Source organism: Streptomyces iranensis (assembly GCF_017874715.1).
GTDB lineage: Bacteria > Actinomycetota > Actinomycetes > Streptomycetales > Streptomycetaceae > Streptomyces > Streptomyces iranensis.
In genome coordinates this window covers 368,650-390,290 of the sequence record NZ_JAGGLR010000005.1, presented here as the reverse complement: position 1 = coordinate 390,290, position 21,641 = coordinate 368,650, and the positions used below count along the sequence as shown (strand labels likewise).

General features: G+C 71.9%; 20 protein-coding genes. 8 read left to right on the top strand and 12 right to left on the bottom strand.

The window, feature by feature from the left end; translation table 11 throughout:
* Positions 1-83 precede the first annotated feature (83 nt).
* From J2Z30_RS11730 to J2Z30_RS11690, 9 genes are all read right to left on the bottom strand, one after another.
* Positions 84-386, bottom strand: a complete 303-nt coding sequence (locus J2Z30_RS11730) for a response regulator transcription factor (RefSeq protein WP_078956540.1) — start codon at positions 384-386, stop codon at positions 84-86.
* 190 nt (positions 387-576) lie between these two features.
* A complete protein-coding gene (locus J2Z30_RS50875; protein ID WP_308279912.1) occupies positions 577-1,386 on the bottom strand; it encodes an IclR family transcriptional regulator in 810 nt (269 codons plus the stop codon).
* A 178-nt stretch (positions 1,387-1,564) separates the two neighbouring features.
* The gene (locus tag J2Z30_RS11720; RefSeq protein ID WP_209468643.1) at positions 1,565-2,398 is read right to left on the bottom strand and encodes an ABC transporter ATP-binding protein; all 834 of its coding nucleotides are present in this window, start codon (positions 2,396-2,398) and stop codon (positions 1,565-1,567) included.
* Complete coding sequence (locus tag J2Z30_RS11715; RefSeq protein WP_044568741.1) at positions 2,391-3,326, bottom strand: ABC transporter permease; 936 nt, start codon at positions 3,324-3,326, stop codon at positions 2,391-2,393. The genes J2Z30_RS11720 and J2Z30_RS11715 overlap by 8 nt, the downstream gene beginning before the upstream one ends.
* A gap of 79 nt (positions 3,327-3,405) precedes the next feature.
* Positions 3,406-4,278, bottom strand: coding sequence for a glycosyltransferase family 2 protein (locus J2Z30_RS11710; protein WP_044581179.1), 873 nt, complete (start codon positions 4,276-4,278; stop codon positions 3,406-3,408).
* An 11-nt stretch (positions 4,279-4,289) separates the two neighbouring features.
* Positions 4,290-5,081, bottom strand: coding sequence for a CDP-alcohol phosphatidyltransferase family protein (locus J2Z30_RS11705; protein WP_078956541.1), 792 nt, complete (start codon positions 5,079-5,081; stop codon positions 4,290-4,292).
* Positions 5,047-6,120, bottom strand: a complete 1,074-nt coding sequence (locus J2Z30_RS11700) for an iron-containing alcohol dehydrogenase family protein (protein WP_044568743.1) — start codon at positions 6,118-6,120, stop codon at positions 5,047-5,049. Before J2Z30_RS11700 ends, J2Z30_RS11705 begins: the two co-directional genes overlap by 35 nt.
* Complete coding sequence (locus J2Z30_RS11695) at positions 6,108-6,845, bottom strand: phosphocholine cytidylyltransferase family protein (RefSeq protein WP_044568744.1); 738 nt, start codon at positions 6,843-6,845, stop codon at positions 6,108-6,110. Before J2Z30_RS11695 ends, J2Z30_RS11700 begins: the two co-directional genes overlap by 13 nt.
* A complete protein-coding gene (locus J2Z30_RS11690; RefSeq protein ID WP_044568745.1) occupies positions 6,842-8,863 on the bottom strand; it encodes a DUF5941 domain-containing protein in 2,022 nt (673 codons plus the stop codon). Before J2Z30_RS11690 ends, J2Z30_RS11695 begins: the two co-directional genes overlap by 4 nt.
* Before the next feature lie 347 nt (positions 8,864-9,210).
* Here J2Z30_RS11690 and galE point away from each other — a divergent pair, with 347 nt between their 5' ends.
* From galE to idi, 3 genes are all read left to right on the top strand, one after another.
* A complete protein-coding gene (gene galE, locus J2Z30_RS11685; RefSeq protein ID WP_044568747.1) occupies positions 9,211-10,197 on the top strand; it encodes a UDP-glucose 4-epimerase GalE in 987 nt (328 codons plus the stop codon).
* 167 nt (positions 10,198-10,364) lie between these two features.
* Positions 10,365-11,288: a cation diffusion facilitator family transporter gene (locus tag J2Z30_RS11680; RefSeq protein WP_044568749.1), complete on the top strand. Its 924-nt coding sequence runs from the start codon at positions 10,365-10,367 to the stop codon at positions 11,286-11,288.
* A gap of 64 nt (positions 11,289-11,352) precedes the next feature.
* Positions 11,353-11,964 (top strand): isopentenyl-diphosphate Delta-isomerase, encoded by a 612-nt coding sequence (gene idi, locus J2Z30_RS11675; RefSeq protein WP_044568750.1) that lies wholly within the window; start codon positions 11,353-11,355, stop codon positions 11,962-11,964.
* Here idi and J2Z30_RS11670 read toward each other — a convergent pair.
* A complete protein-coding gene (locus J2Z30_RS11670; protein WP_044568752.1) occupies positions 11,939-12,445 on the bottom strand; it encodes an ATP-binding protein in 507 nt (168 codons plus the stop codon). The two genes, idi and J2Z30_RS11670, sit on opposite strands and share 26 nt — an antisense overlap.
* A 273-nt stretch (positions 12,446-12,718) precedes the next feature.
* Between J2Z30_RS11670 and J2Z30_RS11665 the strand changes: the two genes are divergently transcribed.
* From J2Z30_RS11665 to J2Z30_RS11650, 4 genes are all read left to right on the top strand, one after another.
* On the top strand, positions 12,719-13,477 hold the full coding sequence (locus J2Z30_RS11665; protein ID WP_044568754.1) for an enoyl-CoA hydratase/isomerase family protein: 759 nt from the start codon (positions 12,719-12,721) through the stop codon (positions 13,475-13,477).
* A 205-nt stretch (positions 13,478-13,682) separates the two neighbouring features.
* Positions 13,683-14,546, top strand: a complete 864-nt coding sequence (locus tag J2Z30_RS11660; protein ID WP_044568756.1) for an SCO6745 family protein — start codon at positions 13,683-13,685, stop codon at positions 14,544-14,546.
* Positions 14,547-14,820: 274 nt separating this feature from the next.
* Positions 14,821-14,961, top strand: coding sequence for an LPFR motif small protein (locus J2Z30_RS11655; RefSeq protein WP_157857073.1), 141 nt, complete (start codon positions 14,821-14,823; stop codon positions 14,959-14,961).
* A 141-nt stretch (positions 14,962-15,102) separates the two neighbouring features.
* Positions 15,103-17,502 (top strand): Tex family protein, encoded by a 2,400-nt coding sequence (locus tag J2Z30_RS11650; RefSeq protein ID WP_044581180.1) that lies wholly within the window; start codon positions 15,103-15,105, stop codon positions 17,500-17,502.
* 133 nt (positions 17,503-17,635) lie between these two features.
* Here J2Z30_RS11650 and J2Z30_RS11645 read toward each other — a convergent pair whose 3' ends face one another.
* Both J2Z30_RS11645 and J2Z30_RS11640 read right to left on the bottom strand, forming a co-directional pair.
* Positions 17,636-19,273, bottom strand: coding sequence for an ABC-F family ATP-binding cassette domain-containing protein (locus tag J2Z30_RS11645; RefSeq protein ID WP_044568758.1), 1,638 nt, complete (start codon positions 19,271-19,273; stop codon positions 17,636-17,638).
* Between the two features lie 185 nt (positions 19,274-19,458).
* The gene (locus J2Z30_RS11640) at positions 19,459-20,490 is read right to left on the bottom strand and encodes a hypothetical protein (protein WP_044568761.1); all 1,032 of its coding nucleotides are present in this window, start codon (positions 20,488-20,490) and stop codon (positions 19,459-19,461) included.
* Positions 20,491-20,643: 153 nt separating this feature from the next.
* Between J2Z30_RS11640 and J2Z30_RS11635 the strand changes: the two genes are divergently transcribed.
* Positions 20,644-21,600, top strand: a complete 957-nt coding sequence (locus J2Z30_RS11635) for an FAD-dependent oxidoreductase (RefSeq protein ID WP_044568763.1) — start codon at positions 20,644-20,646, stop codon at positions 21,598-21,600.
* Positions 21,601-21,641: the final 41 nt, after the last annotated feature.

Below are 21,641 nucleotides of genomic sequence, written 5' to 3'. Positions count from 1 at the left end.
TTCCTATGACGGCGCGAATGCTGTGCGACAGGTTGGTTCACGTCGTTATCCGGCCGACGGATAAACGGGCAGACGGGGCAACGCTAACCGGCCACGACCCTTCCCGGAACTGTACTTTGGTACAGGTGGCGGTAGCTGAGCGCGACCAGACCGGCCTGTAGCCGCGATTCCACCTGCAGTTTCGCGAGTATTGACGCCACATGTGCCTTCACCGTGCGCTCGGTCACTTGAAGCCGCAGCGCGATACGGCGGTTTGACCAGCCCGCGCCGAGCAGCGCAAACGTCTGGCCCTCCCTGGCTGATAACAACGGCACACGTTCCAGCTCCCGCGCCCAGTTGGGTACGGGAATATCGGGCACGACGGCGAGACCGCCCCTGTCGGACACGGTGACATTTCCCCCTAGTTAGGCGGCCCTTCGAGCCGCCGATCATGCAAGAATCAGACTTGATTGCCCTCTTGATTATTGCGGCCGCACGCCCGTACGAGTCAAGGATTTCCGACCCTTTCTCGCCTCGCGAGAAAGGGCTGGTGAAGCACGGAGAATGCGCTTCACGTTTACTCCTGTTACCGTAAATTTACTTCGTTCTCGTATCGTTGCCATCCGACCCGGCGGGACGGCCCCGCCCCAGGTCGGCCAGGTCCGCCGCCGTCCGCTCCACCGCCTCGATGACGGTCACCGGACACCGCGTCATGATCTGTTTGGGCTTCATCACCAGCACCGCGCCCATCACCAGCCCGTCCCAGGTGACCGGCGCCGCGCACTCGTTCCACCCCGCCGCGCACTCCTCGTGGCCCAGGGCGTACCCCCGCGCCCTGATCCGGTCCAGCGAGGCCAGGAGCCGCACATCGTCCTGGTAGGCGCCGGGACCCGCCTCGGCGGGCACCGGCCGGTCCAGCACCTCCGACTGGATGGTCTCCGGCAGATACGCCAGGATGGCCCGCCCCGCGGCCCCCACCCGCAGTGAGTGCTCGACGGCATGCACCGCGCGCGGCGTCATCCCCAGCTCCGTCAGATCGGAGTCGCCGACGGCCATGTCGACGCACTGCCGGTGCGCACCGCCGAAGGGTGCCAGCAGATAGAGGAAGGCCAGCCCCCCGGTGGCCCGGCGCAGCGCCTCCAGAAGGGCGTGGGCGGCCTCCGGCGCGGGCGAGTGGGCCAGGGCCTTGAGACCGAGCTGCGGGGCCGCCGAGCCCAGCCGGTAGAGACCCCGGCCCTCGCGGACGAAGATGCCCTGGTGCACCCCGGACTGGAGGATCCGGTAGACGGTCGAGTCGTCCAGATCCGCCGCTCTGGCCAGCGCCCCGGGCCCATGGGCCCGTCCGCCGAGCTGGGTGAAGGCCCGCTGCACGCGGAACACCCTCTCGGCATGACTGCTTCCGCCCACGGCACCAGTGTTGGCCACCCCGTCAGCCCCCCGTGCAGATTCCCCCGTCGCCCTGCCCAACGTGCCACGGTTCCACACCCATTCCCATCCGGGGTGCTTGGTCCGGTTGTGGACAACAAGACCCCGCCGGGTTGCCCGGCGGGGTCTGATGGTTTATGGGGCGGCGTTCGCCGAGCGGCTACTTGCCGGTCTCCTTCTCGTACGCCTTGATGACCTCGTCGGTCGGGCCGTCCATCAGCAGCTCGCCCTTCTCCAGCCACAGCACCCGGTCACAGGTGTCCCGGATGGACTTGTTGTTGTGGCTGACGAGGAAGACCGTGCCGGCGTCCTGGCGGAGCTCCCGGATCCGGGCCTCGGAGCGCTTCTGGAACTTCCTGTCACCGGTGGCCAGCGCCTCGTCGATCATCAGCACATCGTGGTCCTTGGCCGCGGCGATGGAGAACCGCAGCCGGGCCCCCATACCGGAGGAGTACGTACGCATCGGCAGGGTGATGAAGTCACCCTTCTCATTGATGCCCGAGAAGTCCACGATGCCCTGGTAGCGCTCCCGGACCTGCTCACGCGACATACCCATGGCCAGACCGCCGAGGATCACGTTCCGCTCACCGGTCAGGTCGTTCATCATCGCCGCGTTCACACCGAGCAGCGACGGCTGACCGTTGGTGTAGACCTTGCCGCGCTCGGTGGGCAGCAGCCCCGCCACCGCCTTCAGCAGGGTCGACTTACCCGAGCCATTGGACCCGATCAGACCGATCGACTCGCCCTTGTACGCCACGAAGGTGACCCCGCGCACCGCGTGCACTTCACGCATGCCCGGGGCGCTCTTACGGCCCAGCAAGCGGCTGAGGGCGGCGGTGGCACTGCCCTTCCCCTTGGGGCCGCCGTTGACCCGGTAGACGATGTGGACGTCGTCGGCGATGACGGTGGGCACCCGCGCCGGCGCGGAAGCCGTCTGAGCGGCCTGGTCGGCCCGCTCCGCCTGGGCACCTTTGTCGAGGGTTTGCTCAGCCACGGCCGTACTGCTCCTCTGCCTTCCAGAAGTACACGAATCCCCCGGCCCCCACCAGTACCGCCCACCCCAGCGCCAGCGCCCAGACATGCGGCGGCAGACTCGACGAGGGGTAGTCGTTGATCAGGGCGTACCGCATCAGGTCCATGTAGACCGCCGCCGGGTTGGCCAGCAGAAGGTCGGAGACCCAGGAGTGCGCCCCAGCCTTCTGCAGCATGTGCTCCAGCGGGTACATCACACCGGAGGCGTACATCCACGTACGCAGGATGAACGGCAGCAGCTGGGCGAGGTCCGGGGTCTTGGCCCCCATCCGGGCCAGGACCAGGGCCAGACCGGTGTTGAAGACGAACTGCAGCGCCAGGGCCGGGATGACCAGGATCCACGCGAAGGCCGGGAAGTGCCCGAAGCCCAGCAACACGACGACCAGCACGATCATCGAGAAGAGCAGCTGCTGGAGCTGCTGGAGCGCGAACGAGATGGGGAGCGAGGCCCGCGGGAAGTGCAGGGCCCGCACCAGCCCCAGGTTCCCGGAGATGGCGCGCACCCCGGCCATCGCGGAGTTCTGCGAGAAGGTGAAGACGAACACACCCGTCACCAGGAACGGGATGTACATGTCGTTCTCCATCCCGCCCCTGCCGCCCAGCAGCAGACCGAAGATGAAGAAGTACACCGCCGCGTTGAGCAGCGGGGTCACCACCTGCCACAGCTGACCCAGCTTGGCCTGGCTGTACTGAGCGGTGAGCTTGGCCGACGAGAAGGCCACGATGAAGTGACGACGGCCCCACATCTGGTGGAGGTACTCGCCGAGGCCCACCCGGGCGCCGCTCACCGACAGCTCGTACTTCCGCGCCAGCTCGGCCGGGGACAGGCCGTCGTCGGCTGATGGCGGGCCACTCACGGCTACCGCACCGTCGTGCGTAGTCTCGCTCACAGTTGACACTTTCGTCTTCAGGGTGCGCTGAGCGGGGCCGCGCCCCGGGTCGCGCCCGATGCTCTTCGTTACGAGCTTGTCAGATGACAGGAGGTCGGCCCAGTCGGGTCAGGCGCCATACCGTACGCCACTTCATGGGGTGGCGTGGACCACACGGTGTCTTCCAGCCTTCCCGGAACCCTCCGAACCAGGCTCGAAGTGCGGTTTTCGACGGACGCCTGGCCAGGGTGAGCAGCAGCCAGACGCCCAGATAGACGGGGACGAGCAGCGCAGGAAGGTTACGCCGGGCCAGCCAGACCCGGTTGCGCGCCACCATGCGGTGGTAGACCGCGTGCCTGCTCGGGGCGGTGGTCGGATGGTGCAGCACCATGTCCGACCGGTAATCGATCATCCATCCGGCGTCCAGCGCCCGCCAGGCCAGATCGGTCTCCTCATGGGCGTAGAAGAAGTCGTCCGGCAACCCTCCGACCTGCTGGAACACCGTGGTACGCACCGCGTTGGCACCGCCCAGGAAGGTGGTCACCCGGGAGGACCGCAGGGGGTCGGAGGCGCGCAGCCGGGGCACATGGCGACGCTGGGTGACACCGGTGTCGGGGTCGGCGATGCGGAACGAGATGATGCCCAGCTTCGGGTCGGCGGCGAACGCCTGGCGGCACAGCTCGGCGGTGTCGGTGCCCGGGAGCAGCCCGTCGTCGTCGAGGAACAGCAGCACATCGACGTCCGACCCGCCGGGTCCGAACGCCTCGATGCCCACGTTGCGGCCCGCCGGAATGCCCACGTTCTCGGGCAGCTCGACGGTCCGGACGCCCTCGGGGAGCGTGGGCAGCGGCGAACCGTTGCCCACGACGACCACCTCGACCTGGTCGCCGTCCTGCTTGGCGACCGAGTCGAGGAGTGCGCGCAGCTCCTCGGGGCGATTGCCCATCGTCAGGACGACCGCTCCGAGCTTCATCGTGCCCATGCTCACTTCAGCCTGCTCGACGCGAGGATGGACACGAGGTGAAGCAGGGTTTGCAGCAGGGCGATACCGGCCAGTACGGCAACGCCCAGCCTGGTGAAGAACAGATCGCCGCGCACCTGGTCCACGACCGCCACCACGAGGATCAGCAGCGACGCCTCGACCCCGAGGACCAGCCGGTGGAACTTCAGCGCCGCGGCCGCCCTGCGGGCCAGCGCCACACCGGACGAGCGCGGCTCGGCGGCCGCCTCCTTGACCGGCGGCAGACCGCCCTGGTGCCGGGCGACCCCGACGAGGTCGGTCTCGGCCTTGATCAGGATGGCACCGAGCGCGGCGAGGGTGCCGAGGAACGCCCACAGCCAGTCGATCCGCCCGGAGCCCCACAGGTCGGCGGCGCGCAGACCGAAGCCGACGAGCACCGCGGCGTCGCACAGATAGGCGCCGACCCGGTCCAGATACACACCGCCCAGCGAGAACTGCTTCTTCCAGCGGGCTATCTCGCCGTCGACGCAGTCCAGCAGCAGGTAGAGCTGGACCATCAGCACCCCGAGCACGGCGCCCGCGATCCCCGGCACCAGCAGGGCCGGGGCCGAGAGGGCGCCGAAGACGGTCATCACATACGTCAGCTGGTTGGGCGTGACCCGCGTGTTCACCAGGTGCCGGTCGCAGCGCAGCGAGATCTCGCGCATGTAGAGGCGCCCGGCCCAGTGCTCACCGCTCCGCCGGTCCTTCACCCCCGCGGGGTGGACGACCGGGCGGAGTTCAGCCACTGATGGCTTGACTGACTGCTTTGGCATAGTCGGCGTATGCGTCCCTGATCGCGTCGGATGAGAGGTCGAGGTGCTCGAGGATCGTGTAGCGGCCGGGGCGGGTCTTCGGAGCGAACTCCACGACCTGGACGAACTCGTCCACGGTGAAGCCGATCTCCTCGGGCAGCACGGGCAGCCCGTGCCGGTGCAGCACCTCGGCCATGTGCGCCGCCTCCTCGTGCGCCCCGCGCAGCCGCATCGCGAAGGCGGCGGCCAGGCCGCACTGCTCGCCATGGCTGGCGGCGCGCTTGGGGAAGAGGAGGTCGAAGGCGTGGTTGATCTCGTGGCAGGCACCGGAGGCCGGGCGGGAGTCCCCCGCGACCGACATCGAGATGCCGGTGAGCACCAGTCCCTCGGCCAGCACCTGGAGGAAGCCGTCGTCGCCGACCCCGCCGGGGTGGCGCAGCACGGCCTCACCGGCCTGGCGCGCCATCGCGGCCGCGAGGCCGTCGATCTGCTCGCCGGTCTCCCGGTTGGACAGCTCCCAGTCGGCGACCGCGGAGATGTTGGACAGGGCGTCGCCGATACCGGAGCGGACGAAGCGGACCGGCGCCTCCCGGATCACATCGAGGTCGATGACCACGGCGATCGGGTTGGGCACCCCGTACGAGCCGCGGCCCGCGTCGTTGTCGAGGGTCGCGACCGGGGAGCACAGACCGTCGTGCGAGAGGTTGGTGGCGACGGCGACCAGCGGGAGGCCGATGCGCGCCGCGGCGAACTTCGCACAGTCGATGATCTTTCCGCCACCCAGCCCCACGACGGCGTCGTAGTGCCCCGACTTCATGCGGTCGGCGAGCTTGATCGCGTCGTCCAGGGTGCCGCCGTCGACCTCGTACCAGCTCGCGCCCGGCAGCGCCGGCGCCAGCCGCTCGCGCAGCAGGGCGCCGGAGCCGCCGCTGATGGCGATGGCCAGCTTGCCGGAGGAGGAGATCCGCTGGTCGGCGAGGACCCCCGCGAGATCCTCCAGGGCGCCCGCGCGGATGTCGACGACCAGCGGCGAGGGGATGAGCCTCGTCAGTACTGGCACGCGATCTCACGGCCCTTCGCCAGATCGTCGTGGTTGTCGATCTCGACCCACTTGATGTCGCCGATGGGGGCCACGTCCACCTTGAAGCCGCGGTTGACCAGCTCCTGGTAGCCGTCCTCGTAGTAGAGGTCGGGGTCGCGCTCGAAGGTGGTCTTCAGCGCGTCCGCGAGCTCCGCGGCGGCCTCGCCCTCGATCAGGGTGACGCCGATGTACTCACCGGTCGCCTCGGCCGGGTCCATCAGCTTGGTGATCTTCTGGACGCCCTTGTCGGGGTCGGCGACGACCTTCATCTCCTCGTCGGCGAGCTGCTTGACCGTGTCGAGGGCGAGGATGATCTTCTGTCCGTTGCCGCGCGCGGCCAGCAGGGTCTTCTCGACCGAGACCGGGTGCACGGTGTCGCCGTTGGCGAGGATCACGGTGTGCTGGATCGCGTCACGGGCGCACCAGAGGGAGTAGGCGTTGTTCCACTCCTCGGCCTTGTCGTTGTCGATCAGCGTGAGCTTGACGCCGTAACGCTGCTCCAGGGCCTCCTTGCGCTCGTACACGGCCTCCTTGCGGTAGCCGACCACGATGGCGACCTCGGTCAGACCGACCTCCGCGAAGTTGCCGAGGGTCAGGTCGAGGACGGTGGTCTCACCGTCCACGGGCACCAGGGCCTTGGGAAGCGTGTCGGTGTAGGGGCGCAGACGCCGTCCGGCGCCGGCCGCGAGCACGAGGCCGATCATGCGGGTTCTCCTGATTCGTCGTGTACAGCGGGTGCTCCTGAGGACACCCAGAAGCGGATGCTCTCGATGAGCACCGCCAGCGCGAGGGCCGCCGCCAAAGCGGTCAACGCGATGGTGAAACCTTGGTTCTGGTGGTGCAGCAGGGCAGCGGCGGCCGTGACCGCCACCGTCCGCCCCTCGTGCCCGCCGATCGCCCGCACCAGCCGGTGGGGGGGCGCTCCCGTGCCGCCGCGGATGCGGTACACCGTGTCGTAGTGATGGTAGGCGACCGCCGCAACGAGCCCGAAAGCCGCCGGCAAGGCGCCGTTCACCTCCGAGCAAGCCGCCAGGATCAGGATGGTGCCGTATTCGGCCGCGCGGAAGAGCGGCGGCACCAGCCAGTCGAGGGGGCCCTGGAGGGGCGCGGTGACGGCGACGCCCGCGAGGACCGCGTAGAGCACGGCGCAGCCGACCGGCACCCAGGAGCCGAAACCGGCGGCCGCGGTGCCGGCCAGGACGGCCGCCGCGCCGAGGGCGGCCGCCAGCGGGGCGCGATACGAACTCATCCCGCGGGGGGCGGCCCTGGCGACCAGCTCGGCCAGCGGGCCGGAGTCGGTCAGCTCGGCGAGGGCACGGACCGCTCGGTCGGTGCGCTCCGCCCGGCGGGTCAGCGAGCGCAGCACCCGGCCCGCGGTGGTGTAGCAGGCGGCCAGCGCACAGCCGACGAGCAGTGCGTAGAAGGTGATACGGGGCGTGGTGAACGCCGTCAGCACGGCGATCATCGCCCAGCGCTCACCGATCGGCAGCACGATCATGCGGCGCACCCAGACCGTCCAGCCGACGCTGTCGAGGCGGCCGGAGAGGGCGGCGGTGGGGCTGGTGTTGCCGGTGGCGTCGTGGTTGGCCTCGTTGAAGGCGAAGTCCACGACATGGCGGCAGGTCTGCAGCACCATGGCGCCGAGCGCGAGCGCCCAGATGTCGTCGCCGTCGGCGCGGGCGGCGCCGAGCGCGAGGCCCGCGTAGTAGGCGTACTCCTTGGCCCGGTCGAACGTGGCGTCCAGCCAGGCGCCGAGCGTGGAGTACTGGAGCGAGTAGCGGGCCAACTGCCCGTCGGTGCAGTCGAGTACGAACGAGGCGATCAGCAGCACACCGGCCGAGACGAACCCGGGCCGGGTGCCGGTGGCGGCGCAGGCCGCCGCGATGAGGGCCGTGATGAGGGAGGCGGTGGTGACCTGATTGGGGGTCAGCCCGCGCCGGGCGCACCAGCGGGCGATGTAGCGGGAGTACGGGCTGATGCAGAAGGTCGTGAAGAAGCCGTCCCGCGACTTCACGGCCGACCGCAGCCGCACCCGCTCGTCGTCCACCACGTCCACGGCGTCCCGCGCCGCGGCCCGCGCGGCGGCGTCCGCGGGCACGGCGGCCACGAGCACGCCGAGCTCGGGCCGGTGCACGGGGACGCCTTCGGCGTCGAGGGCCGCGGCGAGGTCGTCCACGTGGGAGTGGGCGTCGGCGGCGCCATGCATGGCCGCCTCCGCGGCCACGGACCGCGACGGTGCGGCGAAGCCGTCGGCGGCCTGCCCTGCGCCGACCGTCTCACCGGCCCGCGTGGCGGACCCGGGAGCCACGGCCGCTCCGGACAGGTCCGCGCCGGGGCCCGGGGCCGGGCCGAAGGGCGGCTGCGCCTCGCCCGCCCGGTCGGGCACGGTGGCGGGCACCACTGCCGGCGCGGCCTCGCGCTCCAGGCTCGCGGCGGAGCCGAGGGCCCGCGCGGGGGCGGCGGTGGGCGCCCCACCTCCGTTCCCGGAGGTCCACGCCGTGGCATCGGCAGCCGTCACCGCGCGGGCCAGGGCCGGTCGCGCCTCCGGCTGGGCCGTCAGCGCGCCGCGCACCGTGGCGGCGGGGAAGCGGGGGTCGGTGAGGGCGAGCCGCAGGGCATGGACATGGCCGACGAAGCGGGGGTCCACGAGGGCCACCCGCTCATCCGCAGGGACGGCGGCGAGCTCCGCCGTGACCCCGGCGGCGTCGGTCGCCGTACGCACGGCGAAGCCCAGCGACCGCAGGTCGTCCTCGAGGGACGAGCCGGCGACCGGCGCACCGGTGAGAATCGCGGTCGACAGACGAACTCACTCCTTGGCAGCTGACATGGTGGCCGCGCCGCTGATGGCACTGGCCTGGGGCCCTCCGGGCCATGGGCATCGCACGCCCTGGCCCCGTGGGGCTGGCGCCACGTCCGGCAGAGGCTATCGGATCGACGGAAGCCGCCGTTCACCGCACATTCACCACACGATCGGGGGAACGACCACTTCCGCGCGCCGCCGATCATCATGGTGGATGGCGGCTGTCCTCCACAAACGGCGATCGCCCCGCCATGGATAGGGTGCGGGGCATGACATGGCTGATCACAGGTGGTGCCGGATATATCGGGTCGCATGTCGTGCGGGCCATGGCCGAGGCGGGCGAGTCCGTGGCCGTGCTCGACGATCTGACCAGCGGCGTCCGGGCGCGGCTGCCCGAGGACGTGCCGCTGGTGTGCGGCTCCACCCTGGACCGTGAGCTGCTGGACCGCACGTTCGCCGAGCTGGAGGTCACCGGTGTGGTGCATCTCGCGGCGAAGAAGCAGGTCGGGGAGTCCGTGGAGCAGCCACTCCGCTACTACCGCGAGAATGTGCACGGGCTCACGGTGCTGCTGGAGGCGGCGGTCGCGGCCGGTGTCAGCCGCTTCCTCTTCTCCTCCTCCGCCGCCGTCTACGGCACGCCCGATGTGGAACTCGTCACCGAGGACACCCCGTGCCTGCCGATCAATCCGTACGGAGAGACCAAACTGGCCGGAGAATGGCTGGTCAGGGCGGCGGGCGTGGCCCACTCCCTCTCCACGGCCTGTCTGCGCTACTTCAATGTGGCGGGTGCCACGCGCCCCGAGCTGGCCGACACCGGAGTCTTCAACGTCATCCCGATGATGTTCGAGCGGATCACCGACGGAGAGCCGCCGCGGATCTTCGGTGATGACTACGACACCCCCGACGGCACCTGTGTCCGCGACTACATCCATGTCGAGGATCTGGCCTCCGCCCATCTGGCCGTGGCCCGTCGGCTGGCCGCGCAGCCGGAGCCGGGCGATCTCACGGTGAACATCGGCACCGGCCGGGGCGTTTCGGTACGGGAGATGTCCGATCTGATCGGCGAGATCACCGGCCGCCCGGAGCTCGCCCCCGTGGTGGGACCGCGCCGGGCGGGCGATCCGGCCCGGGTCGTCGGATCCACCGAACTGATCGCCAAGGAGCTGGGCTGGAGCGCCCGGCACGATGTGCGGGCGATGGTGGAGTCGGCGTGGGAGGGCTGGTGCCTGCACCACCCCGGGGCCCGGCGCGGCTGACCGGGGCCACCGGCCTCACGGGACACCGGCGCCGCCGACCGGGCACGGCGCACCGCCCGCCGCGCACCGCCCGCCGGGCATCGGCGCGGCTGACCCGGCCCCGCCCCGGCGCCGTAGTTCACTGGTGAGCCAAGGGACCGCGGCGCCGGGAGGAGGCCCCTACGCACATGGGCGCAGGTCATGACCACGCCCGCGGCCGGCCCACCGCGGGCGCCGCCCACCGGTGGCGGCTGCGGATCGCCCTGGCCATCACCCTCACAGTGATGGCCGTGGAGATCATCGGCGGTCTGCTGGCCGGCTCGCTCGCCCTGCTCGCGGACGCCGGCCATATGGCGACGGACGCGCTCGGGCTCGCGATGGCGCTGCTGGCGATCCACTTCGCGGGCCGTCCCCCGAGCCCGCACCGGACCTACGGCTACGCCCGTGCCGAGATCCTGGCGGCCCTGGCCAACTGTCTGCTGCTGTTCGGCGTCGGCGGCTACATCCTCTATGAGGCGGTGCTGCGGTTCCTCACCCCGACCGCCACCGAGGGCGGGCTGACCGTCGTCTTCGGCGCCGTCGGCCTGGCGGCGAACCTGGTGTCGCTGGCCCTGCTCCGGGGCGGCCAGCGCACCAGCCTGAACGTCCGGGGCGCGTTCCTGGAGGTCGCCGCGGACGCGCTGGGCTCGGTCGCGGTACTGGTCTCCGCCGGGATCATCCTCGCGACCGGCTGGCAGACGGCCGACCCCATCGCCTCCCTGGTGATCGGCCTCATGATCGTCCCGCGGACGTACAAGCTGCTGCGCGAGACGCTGAACGTGCTGCTGGAGGCGGCGCCGCGGAATGTCGACATGGCGGCCGTACGCGCCCACATCCTCGGCCTGCCCGGGGTCGAGGGGCTGCACGACCTCCACGTCTGGACCATCACCTCGGGAATGCCGGTGCTCTCCGCGCATGTGGTGGTCGCTCCGGGGGCCCTGGACGCGATGGGCCACGAGCGGATGCTGCACGCCCTCCAGGGATGTCTCGGGGAGCACTTCGACGTCGGGCACTGCACGTTCCAGCTGGAACCGGGGGGGCATGCTGATCACGAAGTCAAGCTGTGCCACTGACACAGACGAGGGGCACATGTGCGGCAGACTTGGACGTTCACGAGTCGGAACTTTGAGGATGGTCATGCCGATCACACCTGCCAACGGCGGCTCCGCCGAGACCGCCGAGACCGCCGCGCCGAGCGGTTCCGCAGAACGGATCATGCTCGAGCTGGTCGACGAGGACGGTACGACGATCGGCACCGCGGAGAAGCTCTCCGCTCATCTCGCGCCCGGACGGCTGCACCGGGCGTTCTCCGTCTTCCTCTTCGACGACGAGGGGCGGCTGCTGCTCCAGCGCCGCGCGCTGGGCAAGTACCACTCCCCCGGGGTCTGGTCCAACACCTGCTGCGGCCACCCCTACCCCGGTGAGCCGCCGTTCGTGGCTGCCGCCCGGCGCACCGCCGAGGAACTGGGCGTGGCGCCCGCGCTGCTGCGGGAGGCGGGCACGGTCCGCTACAACCACCCGGACCCGGCCTCGGGCCTGGTGGAGCAGGAGTACAACCACCTCTTCGCGGGGCTGGTGCGGGCGACCCCGCGCCCGGACCCCGAGGAGATCGGCGAGATCGCCTTCGTCACCCCCGACGAGCTGGAGAAGCTGCGTGCCGAGGGGCCGTTCTCGGCGTGGTTCATGACCGTGCTGGACGCGGCCCGCCCGGCGGTCCGTGAGCTCACCGGGACGGCGGCCGGCTGGTAGCGGCGCCGGGCAGCGGAAGGGCGGCCCAGACCACCTTGCCGCCGCTCGCCGTGTGGTCCACGTCGTAGACCCCGCCCGCCTCCTCCGTGATCGCCGTCACCAGCAGCAGTCCCCGCCCACCGGTCCCGCCCTGGTCCGCCACCAGCGCGACGGGCCGGTAGGGGTGGTTGTCCTCGACGGCGATCCGGACCCAGTCCCGGCTCAGGGAGACCTCGACGGCGATCTCGGGGGAGAGCAGCGCGGCGTGCCGCACCGCGTTGGTGACCAGCTCGGAGACGATCAGGAGCAGACTCTCCATCAGTTCGCCGTTCACCGGGACCCGCTGATGGGCCAGCAGCTCGCGCACGGCGTGCCGGGCCTGTGGCACGGAGGAGTCCAGGGCCGGTGCAGTGAACCGCCAGGTCCCCTCGTAGCCGACCGGGGGCGGGGGCGCGGGCGGGGCGTGTCCCGTTTCGGAGGGGACTCTCCCGACGATCTCCATGTGCGATACCAACCCCTCGCCGCGGCCCGACCACTCGTATCGAGTGTTGGGAAGCTCTGGTACTGACCGAAGGACTACGCACAACTTGACGCTTATCGAGCGTCTTTGATCGTTGGCGTATGCCACGGTCACGCGCTCGACTGTTCCTGCTCGCTTGGATTCCGTGCATTGACTCTGTGGATTCCGAGCCTTGCCTCAGCCGTGACCGGCTTGTACGGCCGGGCCCCAGCCGGGCCCGGCCCGGATCTGAGCGGCCCGGATACGATCCGCCACATGGAGCCCTCTCTGGAGCACGAGGTCGCGGACGGCATAGCGACCGTCGTCATCCGCCACCCCGCCAAGCGCAACGCGATGACCCCCGGGATGTGGCGGGCGCTGCCCCCACTGCTGGCCCGGCTCGCCGCCGATCCCGCCGTACAGGCACTGGTGCTCACCGGCGACGGAGACACCTTCTGCGCGGGCGCCGACATCGGCTCGCTGAGCGCCACGTACGAGGAGACCGCCGGGGTCGCGCTGCCCGCCGAGGAGGCGCTGGCCGCCTTCCCCAAGCCGACCCTGGCCGCGGTGCGCGGCTACTGCGTGGGCGGCGGCTGCCAGCTCGCGGCCGCGTGCGATCTGCGGTTCACCGAGGAGGGCGCCCAGTTCGGGATCACCCCGGCCAAGCTGGGAATCGTCTACGCCCCGAGCTCGACCCGCCGGCTGGTCGAGCTGGTGGGACCGGCCACCGCCAAGTTCCTGCTGTTCTCGGGCGAGCTGATCGACACCGAGCGGGCGCTGCGCACCGGTCTGGTGGACGAGGTGCTGCCGGCGGGCGGCCTCGACAAGCGGGTGGCGGAGTTCACGCGGGTGCTGGTCTCCCGGTCGCAGCTCACCCAGGCCGCGGTCAAGGAGTTCGCGGCCGGGCCCGTCGAGCCGGACAGGGTCGCGTACTGGCAGGAGCAGGCGGGGGACAGCGAGGAGACCGCCGAGGGCATCGCGGCCTTCTTCGAGCGCCGCCCGCCGCGGTTCCGCTGGACCCCACCGGCCGGCTGACCACGGCGGGACGCGGCCGGATCGGGCGGGGTCCATGGGATCCGTAAGGGCGTCACGGCGGCCGGGGCGCGGGCCGGACCGGCCGGGCCGATGGGATCCGTAAGGGCGTCACGGCGGTCAGCGAGTGGCCGGATCCGGCGGGACCGATGAGGACTGGTGAGACCCGGGCTACCGGGGGTGCCTACCTGTCGGTAACGTGCGGTCCATGACCACTCTCCCCGAGCTTGCCGCCCGTCGCTGTTACAGCGTCGTCAACCCGCTCCACTCCGCCATCTACTTCGCCCCCGACTTCGGCGAGGAACTCGCCGAGCTGGGGCTGAAGGACGGCGCGGCCGCGTACTTCGTCGGCCGCGCGGCGCCCCTGGGACGCGTGTGCGCGGGCACCGTCACCGCGACCTTCTTCAACTTCAGCCACGACCTGGTCGCCCGCCACATTCCGGCCGCGTGGGACGTGGTCTCCCCCGAGGTCGCCCTGGAGGCCCGGCTGCGGGCCGCCGACTCGGTGCTGCGGCGGGTGCTGGGCGAGGAGGTCATCGCCTCCAAGGAGCTGGCCGAGGCCGCGGAGCTGGCCCTGCGCGCCACGGAGGCCTGCTCGCGCCTGGCGCGCCCGCTGTACGCCGCCCACGCCGAGCTGCCCGTCCCGGACGCCCCGCACCTGGCGCTGTGGCACGCCGCCACGCTGCTGCGCGAACACCGCGGCGACGCCCATCTGATGACCCTGGTCGGCGCCGGGCTGGACGCGGTCGAGGCGCTGGCCTCCCACACCGCGACGGGTCAGGGCATGTCCACCAAGTGGATCCTGCGCACGCGCGGCTACAGCGCCGAGGAGTGGGAGGCGGGCCGCCGGCGGCTGCGCGACCGCGGCCTGCTCACCGCCGACAACGAGCTGACGGAGGCCGGTGAGCGGCTGCGCCGGGACCTGGAGGCCGAGACCGACCGCCTGGACGCGGCGCCGTACGAGCACCTGGGCGCCGAGGGCGTGTCCCGGCTCACCGAGCTCGCCACCGCCTTCTCCACAACCGCCCGCGAAAACGGCGCCTTCCCGGCCGACCTCCGCGGCAAGAGCTGACGGACGGCTCCTTGGGCCGCCCGTCCGGGGCCGAGCCTCCCGGCGAGGCTCGGCCCCGGACACGTGCCCGGCACAGCGCGCCGATCAGCGGCTCCGCCGTGGGTCGAGTTTGGCAGGGGCACATCGGGATACCCGCTTGTTGTGCGCGATCGGCCGTCTGACAACCGGGCGCCCACACCGCGCGCCGCGTACGCCGGCAACAGCCCGTGCGCCGCGTAGCGAACGGTGCCCGGCGGCCGCCGCCGAGCCGCCACCGATGAACAGGAGGTATCCCGTGTTCCGTGCCATCGCCGACGTGCTCCGTGCCATCGGTGCCGCCATCGCGACCGTGGTGACGCTTCCCTTCCGCGCTGTTGCCCGCCTCTTCGGCGGTGCCTCCGACGCGGCGAGCGGACCGCGCCGCAGGCGGGTGTGATGACCGTTTCCGGCTGATACCGGTGTCCGCCCGGCCCGTACCCGGGCCTCCCCGGCCCGCCGAAAGCGTCGGCCGCGACCGCTTCGTCAGTGCCACCTGCCACAATGCAGGAGCAGTGCAGACCGAAAGCGGAGCGTGATCGTGACGACGTCCATCGAAGGCAGGATCGCCGAGGAACTCGGCGTACGGGAACGGCAGGTCAAAGCCGCCGTCGAGCTGCTCGACGGCGGCTCTACCGTGCCGTTCATCGCGCGCTACCGCAAGGAAGCGACGGAGATGCTCGACGACGCGCAGCTGCGCTCCCTGGAGGAGCGGCTGCGCTATTTGCGGGAGCTGGAGGAGCGGCGCAGCGCGATCCTCGACTCGATCCGCTCCCAGGGCAAGCTGGACGAGGCCCTGGAGGCGCAGATCCTCGCCGCGGACTCCAAGGCCCGGCTGGAGGACATCTACCTCCCCTACAAGCCCAAGCGGCGCACGAAGGCGCAGATCGCCCGCGAGGCCGGGCTCGAGCCGCTCGCCGAAGGGCTGCTGGGCGACCCGGCCGTGGAGCCCACGGCCGCCGCGGCGGCCTTCGTGGACGCCGAGAAGGGCGTCGCGGACGCCGCCGCCGCGCTGGAGGGCGCGCGGGCCATCCTGACCGAGCGGTTCAGCGAGGATGCGGACCTCATCGGCGAGCTGCGTGAGCGCATGTGGGAGCGCGGCCGGGTGGCCACCAAGGTGCGCGAGGGCAAGGAGGAGGCGGGCGCCAAGTTCGCCGACTACTTCGACTTCGCCGAGCCGTTCACCGAGCTGCCCTCGCACCGGGTGCTGGCGATGTTCCGCGGTGAGAAGGAGGAGGTCCTCGACCTCGCACTGGAGCCGGAGGGGCCCTCCGAGGAGACCGGCCCCACCTCCTACGAGCGCTCCATCGCCCACCGCTTCGGCATCGCGGACCGCGGCCGCCCCGCCGACAAGTGGCTGGCCGACACGGTGCGCTGGGCCTGGCGCACCCGCGTCCTGGTCCACCTCGGCATCGATCTGCGGCTGCGGCTGCGGCAGGCCGCCGAGGACGAGGCCGTCCGCGTCTTCGCCGCCAACCTCCGCGATCTGCTGCTCGCCGCCCCGGCCGGGACGCGCGCCACGATGGGCCTCGACCCCGGCTTCCGTACGGGCGTGAAGGTGGCCGTGGTCGACGCGACCGGCAAGGTGGCGGCCACGGACACGATCTACCCGCACGTCCCCCGCAACCAGTGGGACGAGGCCCTGGACAAGCTGGCCCGGCTGGCGCGTGAGCACAAGGTGGAGCTCATCGCGATCGGCAACGGCACGGCGTCCCGCGAGACCGACAAGCTGGCGGGCGACCTGTGCGGCAAGCACCCCGAGCTGAAGCTCACCAAGGTGATGGTCTCGGAGGCCGGCGCCTCCGTGTACTCGGCCTCCGCCTTCGCCTCGCAGGAGCTGCCGGAGCTCGATGTCTCGCTGCGCGGCGCCGTCTCCATCGCGCGGCGGCTGCAGGATCCGCTGGCCGAGCTGGTGAAGATCGATCCGAAGTCGATCGGCGTCGGTCAGTACCAGCACGACCTGTCCGAGGTGAAGCTCTCCCGCTCGCTCGACGCGGTCGTCGAGGACTGTGTGAACGGTGTCGGGGTGGACGTCAACACGGCCTCCGCCCCACTGCTCAGCCGGGTCTCGGGCATCGGCACCGGCCTCGCGGAGAACATCGTCTCGCACCGCGACACCAACGGCCCGTTCCGCAACCGTAAGGCGCTCAAGGACGTGGCCCGGCTCGGCCCCAAGGCCTATGAGCAGTGCGCGGGCTTCCTGCGCATCCGCGGCGGCGACGACCCGCTGGACGGGTCGAGCGTGCACCCCGAGGCGTATCCGGTGGTGCGGCGGATGGCCACCACGGCGGGCGGCGACGTGACCACCCTGATCGGCAACACCTCGGTGCTGCGCGGCCTGCGGCCGAACGAGTTCGTGGACGACGCCTTCGGTCTGCCGACCGTCTCCGACATCCTCAAGGAGCTGGAGAAGCCGGGCCGCGACCCGCGTCCCGGCTTCAAGACGGCGACCTTCAAGGAGGGCGTCGAGAAGATCGGCGACCTGTCGGCCGGGATGATCCTGGAGGGCGTCGTCACCAATGTCGCGGCGTTCGGCGCGTTCGTCGACGTCGGTGTGCACCAGGACGGTCTGGTGCATGTCTCCGCGATGTCCAAGACGTTCGTCAAGGACCCGCGGGACGTGGTCAAGCCCGGTGACATCGTGCGGGTGAAGGTCCTGGACGTCGACATCCCGCGCAAGCGGATCTCGCTGACGCTCCGGCTCGACGACGAGGCGGGCGCCCCGTCCGGCGGCGGCCGCGACCGCAACCGCTCCGACGACGGCCGCAACCGCTCCGACGACGGCCGCGGGCAGCGCGGCGGGGGCCGTCGCGGCGCGCCCCAGCAGCGCCAGGGCGGCAGCCGTGGCCAGCGTGGCGGCGGCCGCGACGCGGCCCCGGTGAACGACGCGATGGCCGACGCCCTGCGGAGGGCGGGCCTGCTCGACCCCAAGAAGCGGTAGCCCGCCGGGCTGGGCGCGCCCTGGCCGCGGTGGAGCCCCCGGGCTCGCACCGCGGCCAGGGCGCGCCAACCGGTCCGCGGATGCCGCGTGTTGTGGCCCTCGGGCCCGGCGGGCGCGGGGCCGGGTCGGCGGGTCAGGCCTCGATGACGCGGCCTTCGGAGACCGCGAGGCGGCGGGTGGTGTGGACCGCGTCGAGCATGCGGCGGTCGTGGGTGACCAGGAGCAGGGTGCCGGTGTAGGAGGCCAGTGCCGACTCGAGTTGCTCGATGGCCGCCAGGTCCAGGTGGTTGGTGGGCTCGTCGAGAACCAGCAGGTTGACCCCGCGCGCCTGGAGGAGCGCCAGTGCCGAACGGGTCCGCTCCCCGGGGGACAGCGTGGCCGCTGACCGCACCACATGGTCCGCCTTGAGGCCGAACTTGGCCAGGAGCGTCCGTACGTCCGCGGGCGCCAGCTCCGGCACCGCGGCGCCGAAGGCCTCCAGCAGCGACTCGCCGCCGAAGAAGAGCGCGCGTGCCTGGTCGACCTCGCCGACCACCACACCGGGGCCGAGCGCCGCCGCACCCGCGTCCAGTGGGAGGCGGCCGAGGAGGGCGGCGAGCAGGGTGGACTTGCCGGAGCCGTTCACTCCGGTGACCGCGACCCGGTCGGCCCAGTCGATCTGGAGGTCGACCGGGCCGAAGCGGAAGTCGCCGCGCCGTACCTCGGCGCCACGCAGGGTCGCCACGACCGCACCCGCGCGCGGCGCCGCGGCGATCTCCATCCGCAGCTCCCACTCCTTGCGCGGCTCCTCGACCACGTCCAGCCGCTCGATCAGCCGGTCGGTCTGGCGCGCCTTGGCAGCCTGCTTCTCGGTGGCCTCGACCCGGGCGTTGCGCCCGATCTTGTCGCCGTCGGTGGCCTTGCGGCGGGCGTTCTTGACGCCCTTCTCCATCCAGGCGCGCTGGGTGCGGGCCCGCGCCTCCAGGGTGGCGCGGGTGTCCGCGTACTCCTCGTAGCGTTCGCGGGCGTGGCGGCGGGCCGTCTCCCGCTCCTCCAGATAGGCCTCGTAGCCGCCGCCGTAGAGGTTGACCCGCTGCTGGGCGAGGTCGAGTTCGAGCACCTTGTCGACCGTGCGGGCGAGGAATTCACGGTCGTGGCTGACGAGCACCGTACCGGCGCGCAGCCCACCGACGAAGATCTCGAGGCGCTGGAGTCCGTCGAGGTCGAGGTCGTTGGTGGGCTCGTCGAGCAGGAAGACGTCGTACCGGGAGAGGAGGAGCGAGGCGAGCCCGGCGCGCGCCGCCTGTCCCCCCGAAAGGGCGGCCATGGGGCGGTCCAGGGAGACGTCGAACCCGAGCGAAGCGGCGACTTCGTCGGCCCGCTCGTCGAGGTCGGCGGCGCCCAGGGAGAGCCAGCGCTCCAGGGCGGTGGCGTATGCGTCGTCCGCGCCCGGCGCGGCGTCCATGAGTGCCTGGGTGGCGGCGTCGAGTTCGGCCTGCGCGGCCGCGACCCCGGTGCGGCGGGCCAGGAAGCCCCGTACGGTCTCCCCCGGCCGCCGCTCGGGCTCCTGCGGGAGGTGGCCCACAGTGGCGTGCGGCGGGCTGAGGCGTACGGCCCCCTGCTCGGGATCGGTGAGGCCGGCGAGCAGGCGCAGCAGGGTGGACTTGCCCGCACCGTTGACGCCGACGAGCCCGATGACTTCGCCGGGGGCGACGACGAGGTCGAGCCCGGAGAAGAGGGTGCGGTCGCCGTGTGCGGCGGCGAGATCCTTGGCGACGAGAGTGGCAGTCATCAGAGGGCCGATCCTAGTGCCGCGTCGGCTCCTGGTGCCGCGTCGGCTCCTGGTGCCGCGTCGGCCAAGGTTCGCCCCGAACCCCTCGCTCCTCAACCGGCCGCAAGGGCGGACGCGTTTCCAGCGTTCGAGGGGCACGCCCCAGACCGGGGAACCGGGCCCGGGAGCGAGCCCGGGAGCGAGCCCTATCGGCGCGCCACCGGCGTCACCAGAACCACGTCGTTCGTGCTGGCCACCACGAACGACTGGCCCCGCACCGCCCTCGCCGCCAGGGGAATCCGATGGATCCCCGGCTCCACCGAGGCGTCGAAGAGCTCATGCGCATGGGTGCGGGAGAGCCGGTCGAGCCGGTGGGCGACCAGCCTCACCCGGCACTCGGAGGCCACCTCCACCACCGCCTCGCCGCCGCCCGCCGTGAGGCCGACGAGGCGGCGGTCGCAGGGGGTGCGTTCCAGGGCCTGTTCGACCTGGGCGACGAGCACGGGGACGATGGGGGCGAGCGCGGTGACCAGGACCGCCTGGGAACGCGCGGCCGCGAAGGCGTCCCGTACGGCGTCGCGCTCCTCCTGGCCGACCGTGCGGCCGAAGACCACCGCTCGGTACTTCCGCAGCTCCTCGGCGAGCGCCCCCACCGCGTCAAGAGTGATCTCGGCGCCGATGCCGATGCGCCGCAGCGCCGCGGCGAGTCTGGCGAGAACGGCCGCGCGCTGCCCGATCAGCAACACCCGGGGGCCGGTCGGGACCTCGTGCGCGCCGTCGGTGAGCAGCAGCCGCTCCAGGGCGGCGCGGTACTGCTCGCCGCGGAAGCGGTACGGGCCGATGCCGTGGTAGCCGTTGAGGTCGATGTCGGGGCTCTCGTCCGTCTGCCAGACGAAATCCCGCCAGACGAAGTCCGCCCCGTCGCGCTCGATCACCGCGGTGACGGCGCCGCACTCCAGCCCCTCGCACTCCGGGCAGCCGTAGACGACGAACCGGCCGCCCTCCAACGGCGCGTCGGTCTCCAGCAACAGCCTGCGGACCTGTTCGGTGAAGATGGACGGGCCGAGCCCGGAAGCGAGCGGCGAGACCGCGTCGAGATGGGCGAGGCGTCGCAGCAGCGGTCGGCCGTCCACCACGAAGTCCAGGAAATCGCGGTGTATGTGGTACGTGCCGTTGGCCAGGACACCGCCGGCGCGCACCGCCGGCGTCAGCCCGAAGGTCACGTACGTGGGGTTCATGGTCCAAGTATTCCCGCTTTGCGACACCATGGCCGCGACTCGCCCTGCGCACACCGCTACAAGGGATGAATCCGGAGCGCGGGGACGGACGGGAGGCGGGCCGGTGCCATGGAGGGCCGACGGGTCCCGCCACCCCGGGGATAGCCTCCGCACATGACATGGGATGCGATCGTCGTCGGCGCTGGGGTCATCGGCCTGACCAGCGCCATCGTGCTGGCCGAGGGCGGCCTGCGGGTAGCGGTGTGGACCCGCGACCCGACCGGGCGCACCACGTCGGCCGTGGCCGGAGGGCTGTGGTGGCCGTACCGCATCGAGCCGGAGGAGCAGGTGACGACCTGGTCCGTACGGACGCTGCACACCCTGACCGCACTGGCCCGGCGTCCGGCGGAGACCGGCGTCCGCCAGGTCGAGGGGGTTCAGGCGGGCATCGGCACCGGGGACCTGGGGCCGTGGGCGGCTGCGGTGCCGGGGCTGCGGCAGGGGCGCCCCGACGAGCTGCCGGACGGCTTCGCGGTGGGCCTGCGGGCCCGCGTCCCGCTGGTCGACATGCCGGCCTACCTCGGCTATCTGCGGCGGCGCCTTACGGCCGCGGGCGGCAGGGTCGAGGAGCGGGCCGTGACCTCACTCGCCGAGGCCGGCCGGGCCGCTCCGCTCGTCGTCAACTGCACGGGCCTGGGCGCGCGGGAGCTGGTGCCCGACACCGAGGTGCACCCGGTGCAGGGGCAGCTCGTGGTCGTGGAGAACCCGGGCGTGACGGAGTGGCTGGTGGCCGCGGACCCCCACTCGCCGGACACGCTGTACGCGCTGCCGCAGCCCTACGGCCTGGTGCTCGGCGGCACCGCACGGGAGAACGCCTGGAGCCTGGAGCCCGATCCCGCGACGGCGGAGGCGATCGTGGCGCGCTGCGCCCGCGTCCACCCCCAGGTGGCCCACGCCCGCGTGCTGGCCCATCGAGTGGGGCTGCGGCCGGCGCGGTCGCGGGTGCGGCTGGAGAGGGAAGAGCTGCCGGGCGGCGGAGCCTGCGTCCACAACTACGGCCACGGCGGCGCGGGCGTCACGGTCGCCTGGGGCTGCGCCGAAGAGGCATTCCGGCTGCTGATAGGTCGGTGAACGAGCGGAGGGCCGGTCCGACCGAATCGGCCCGGCCCTCC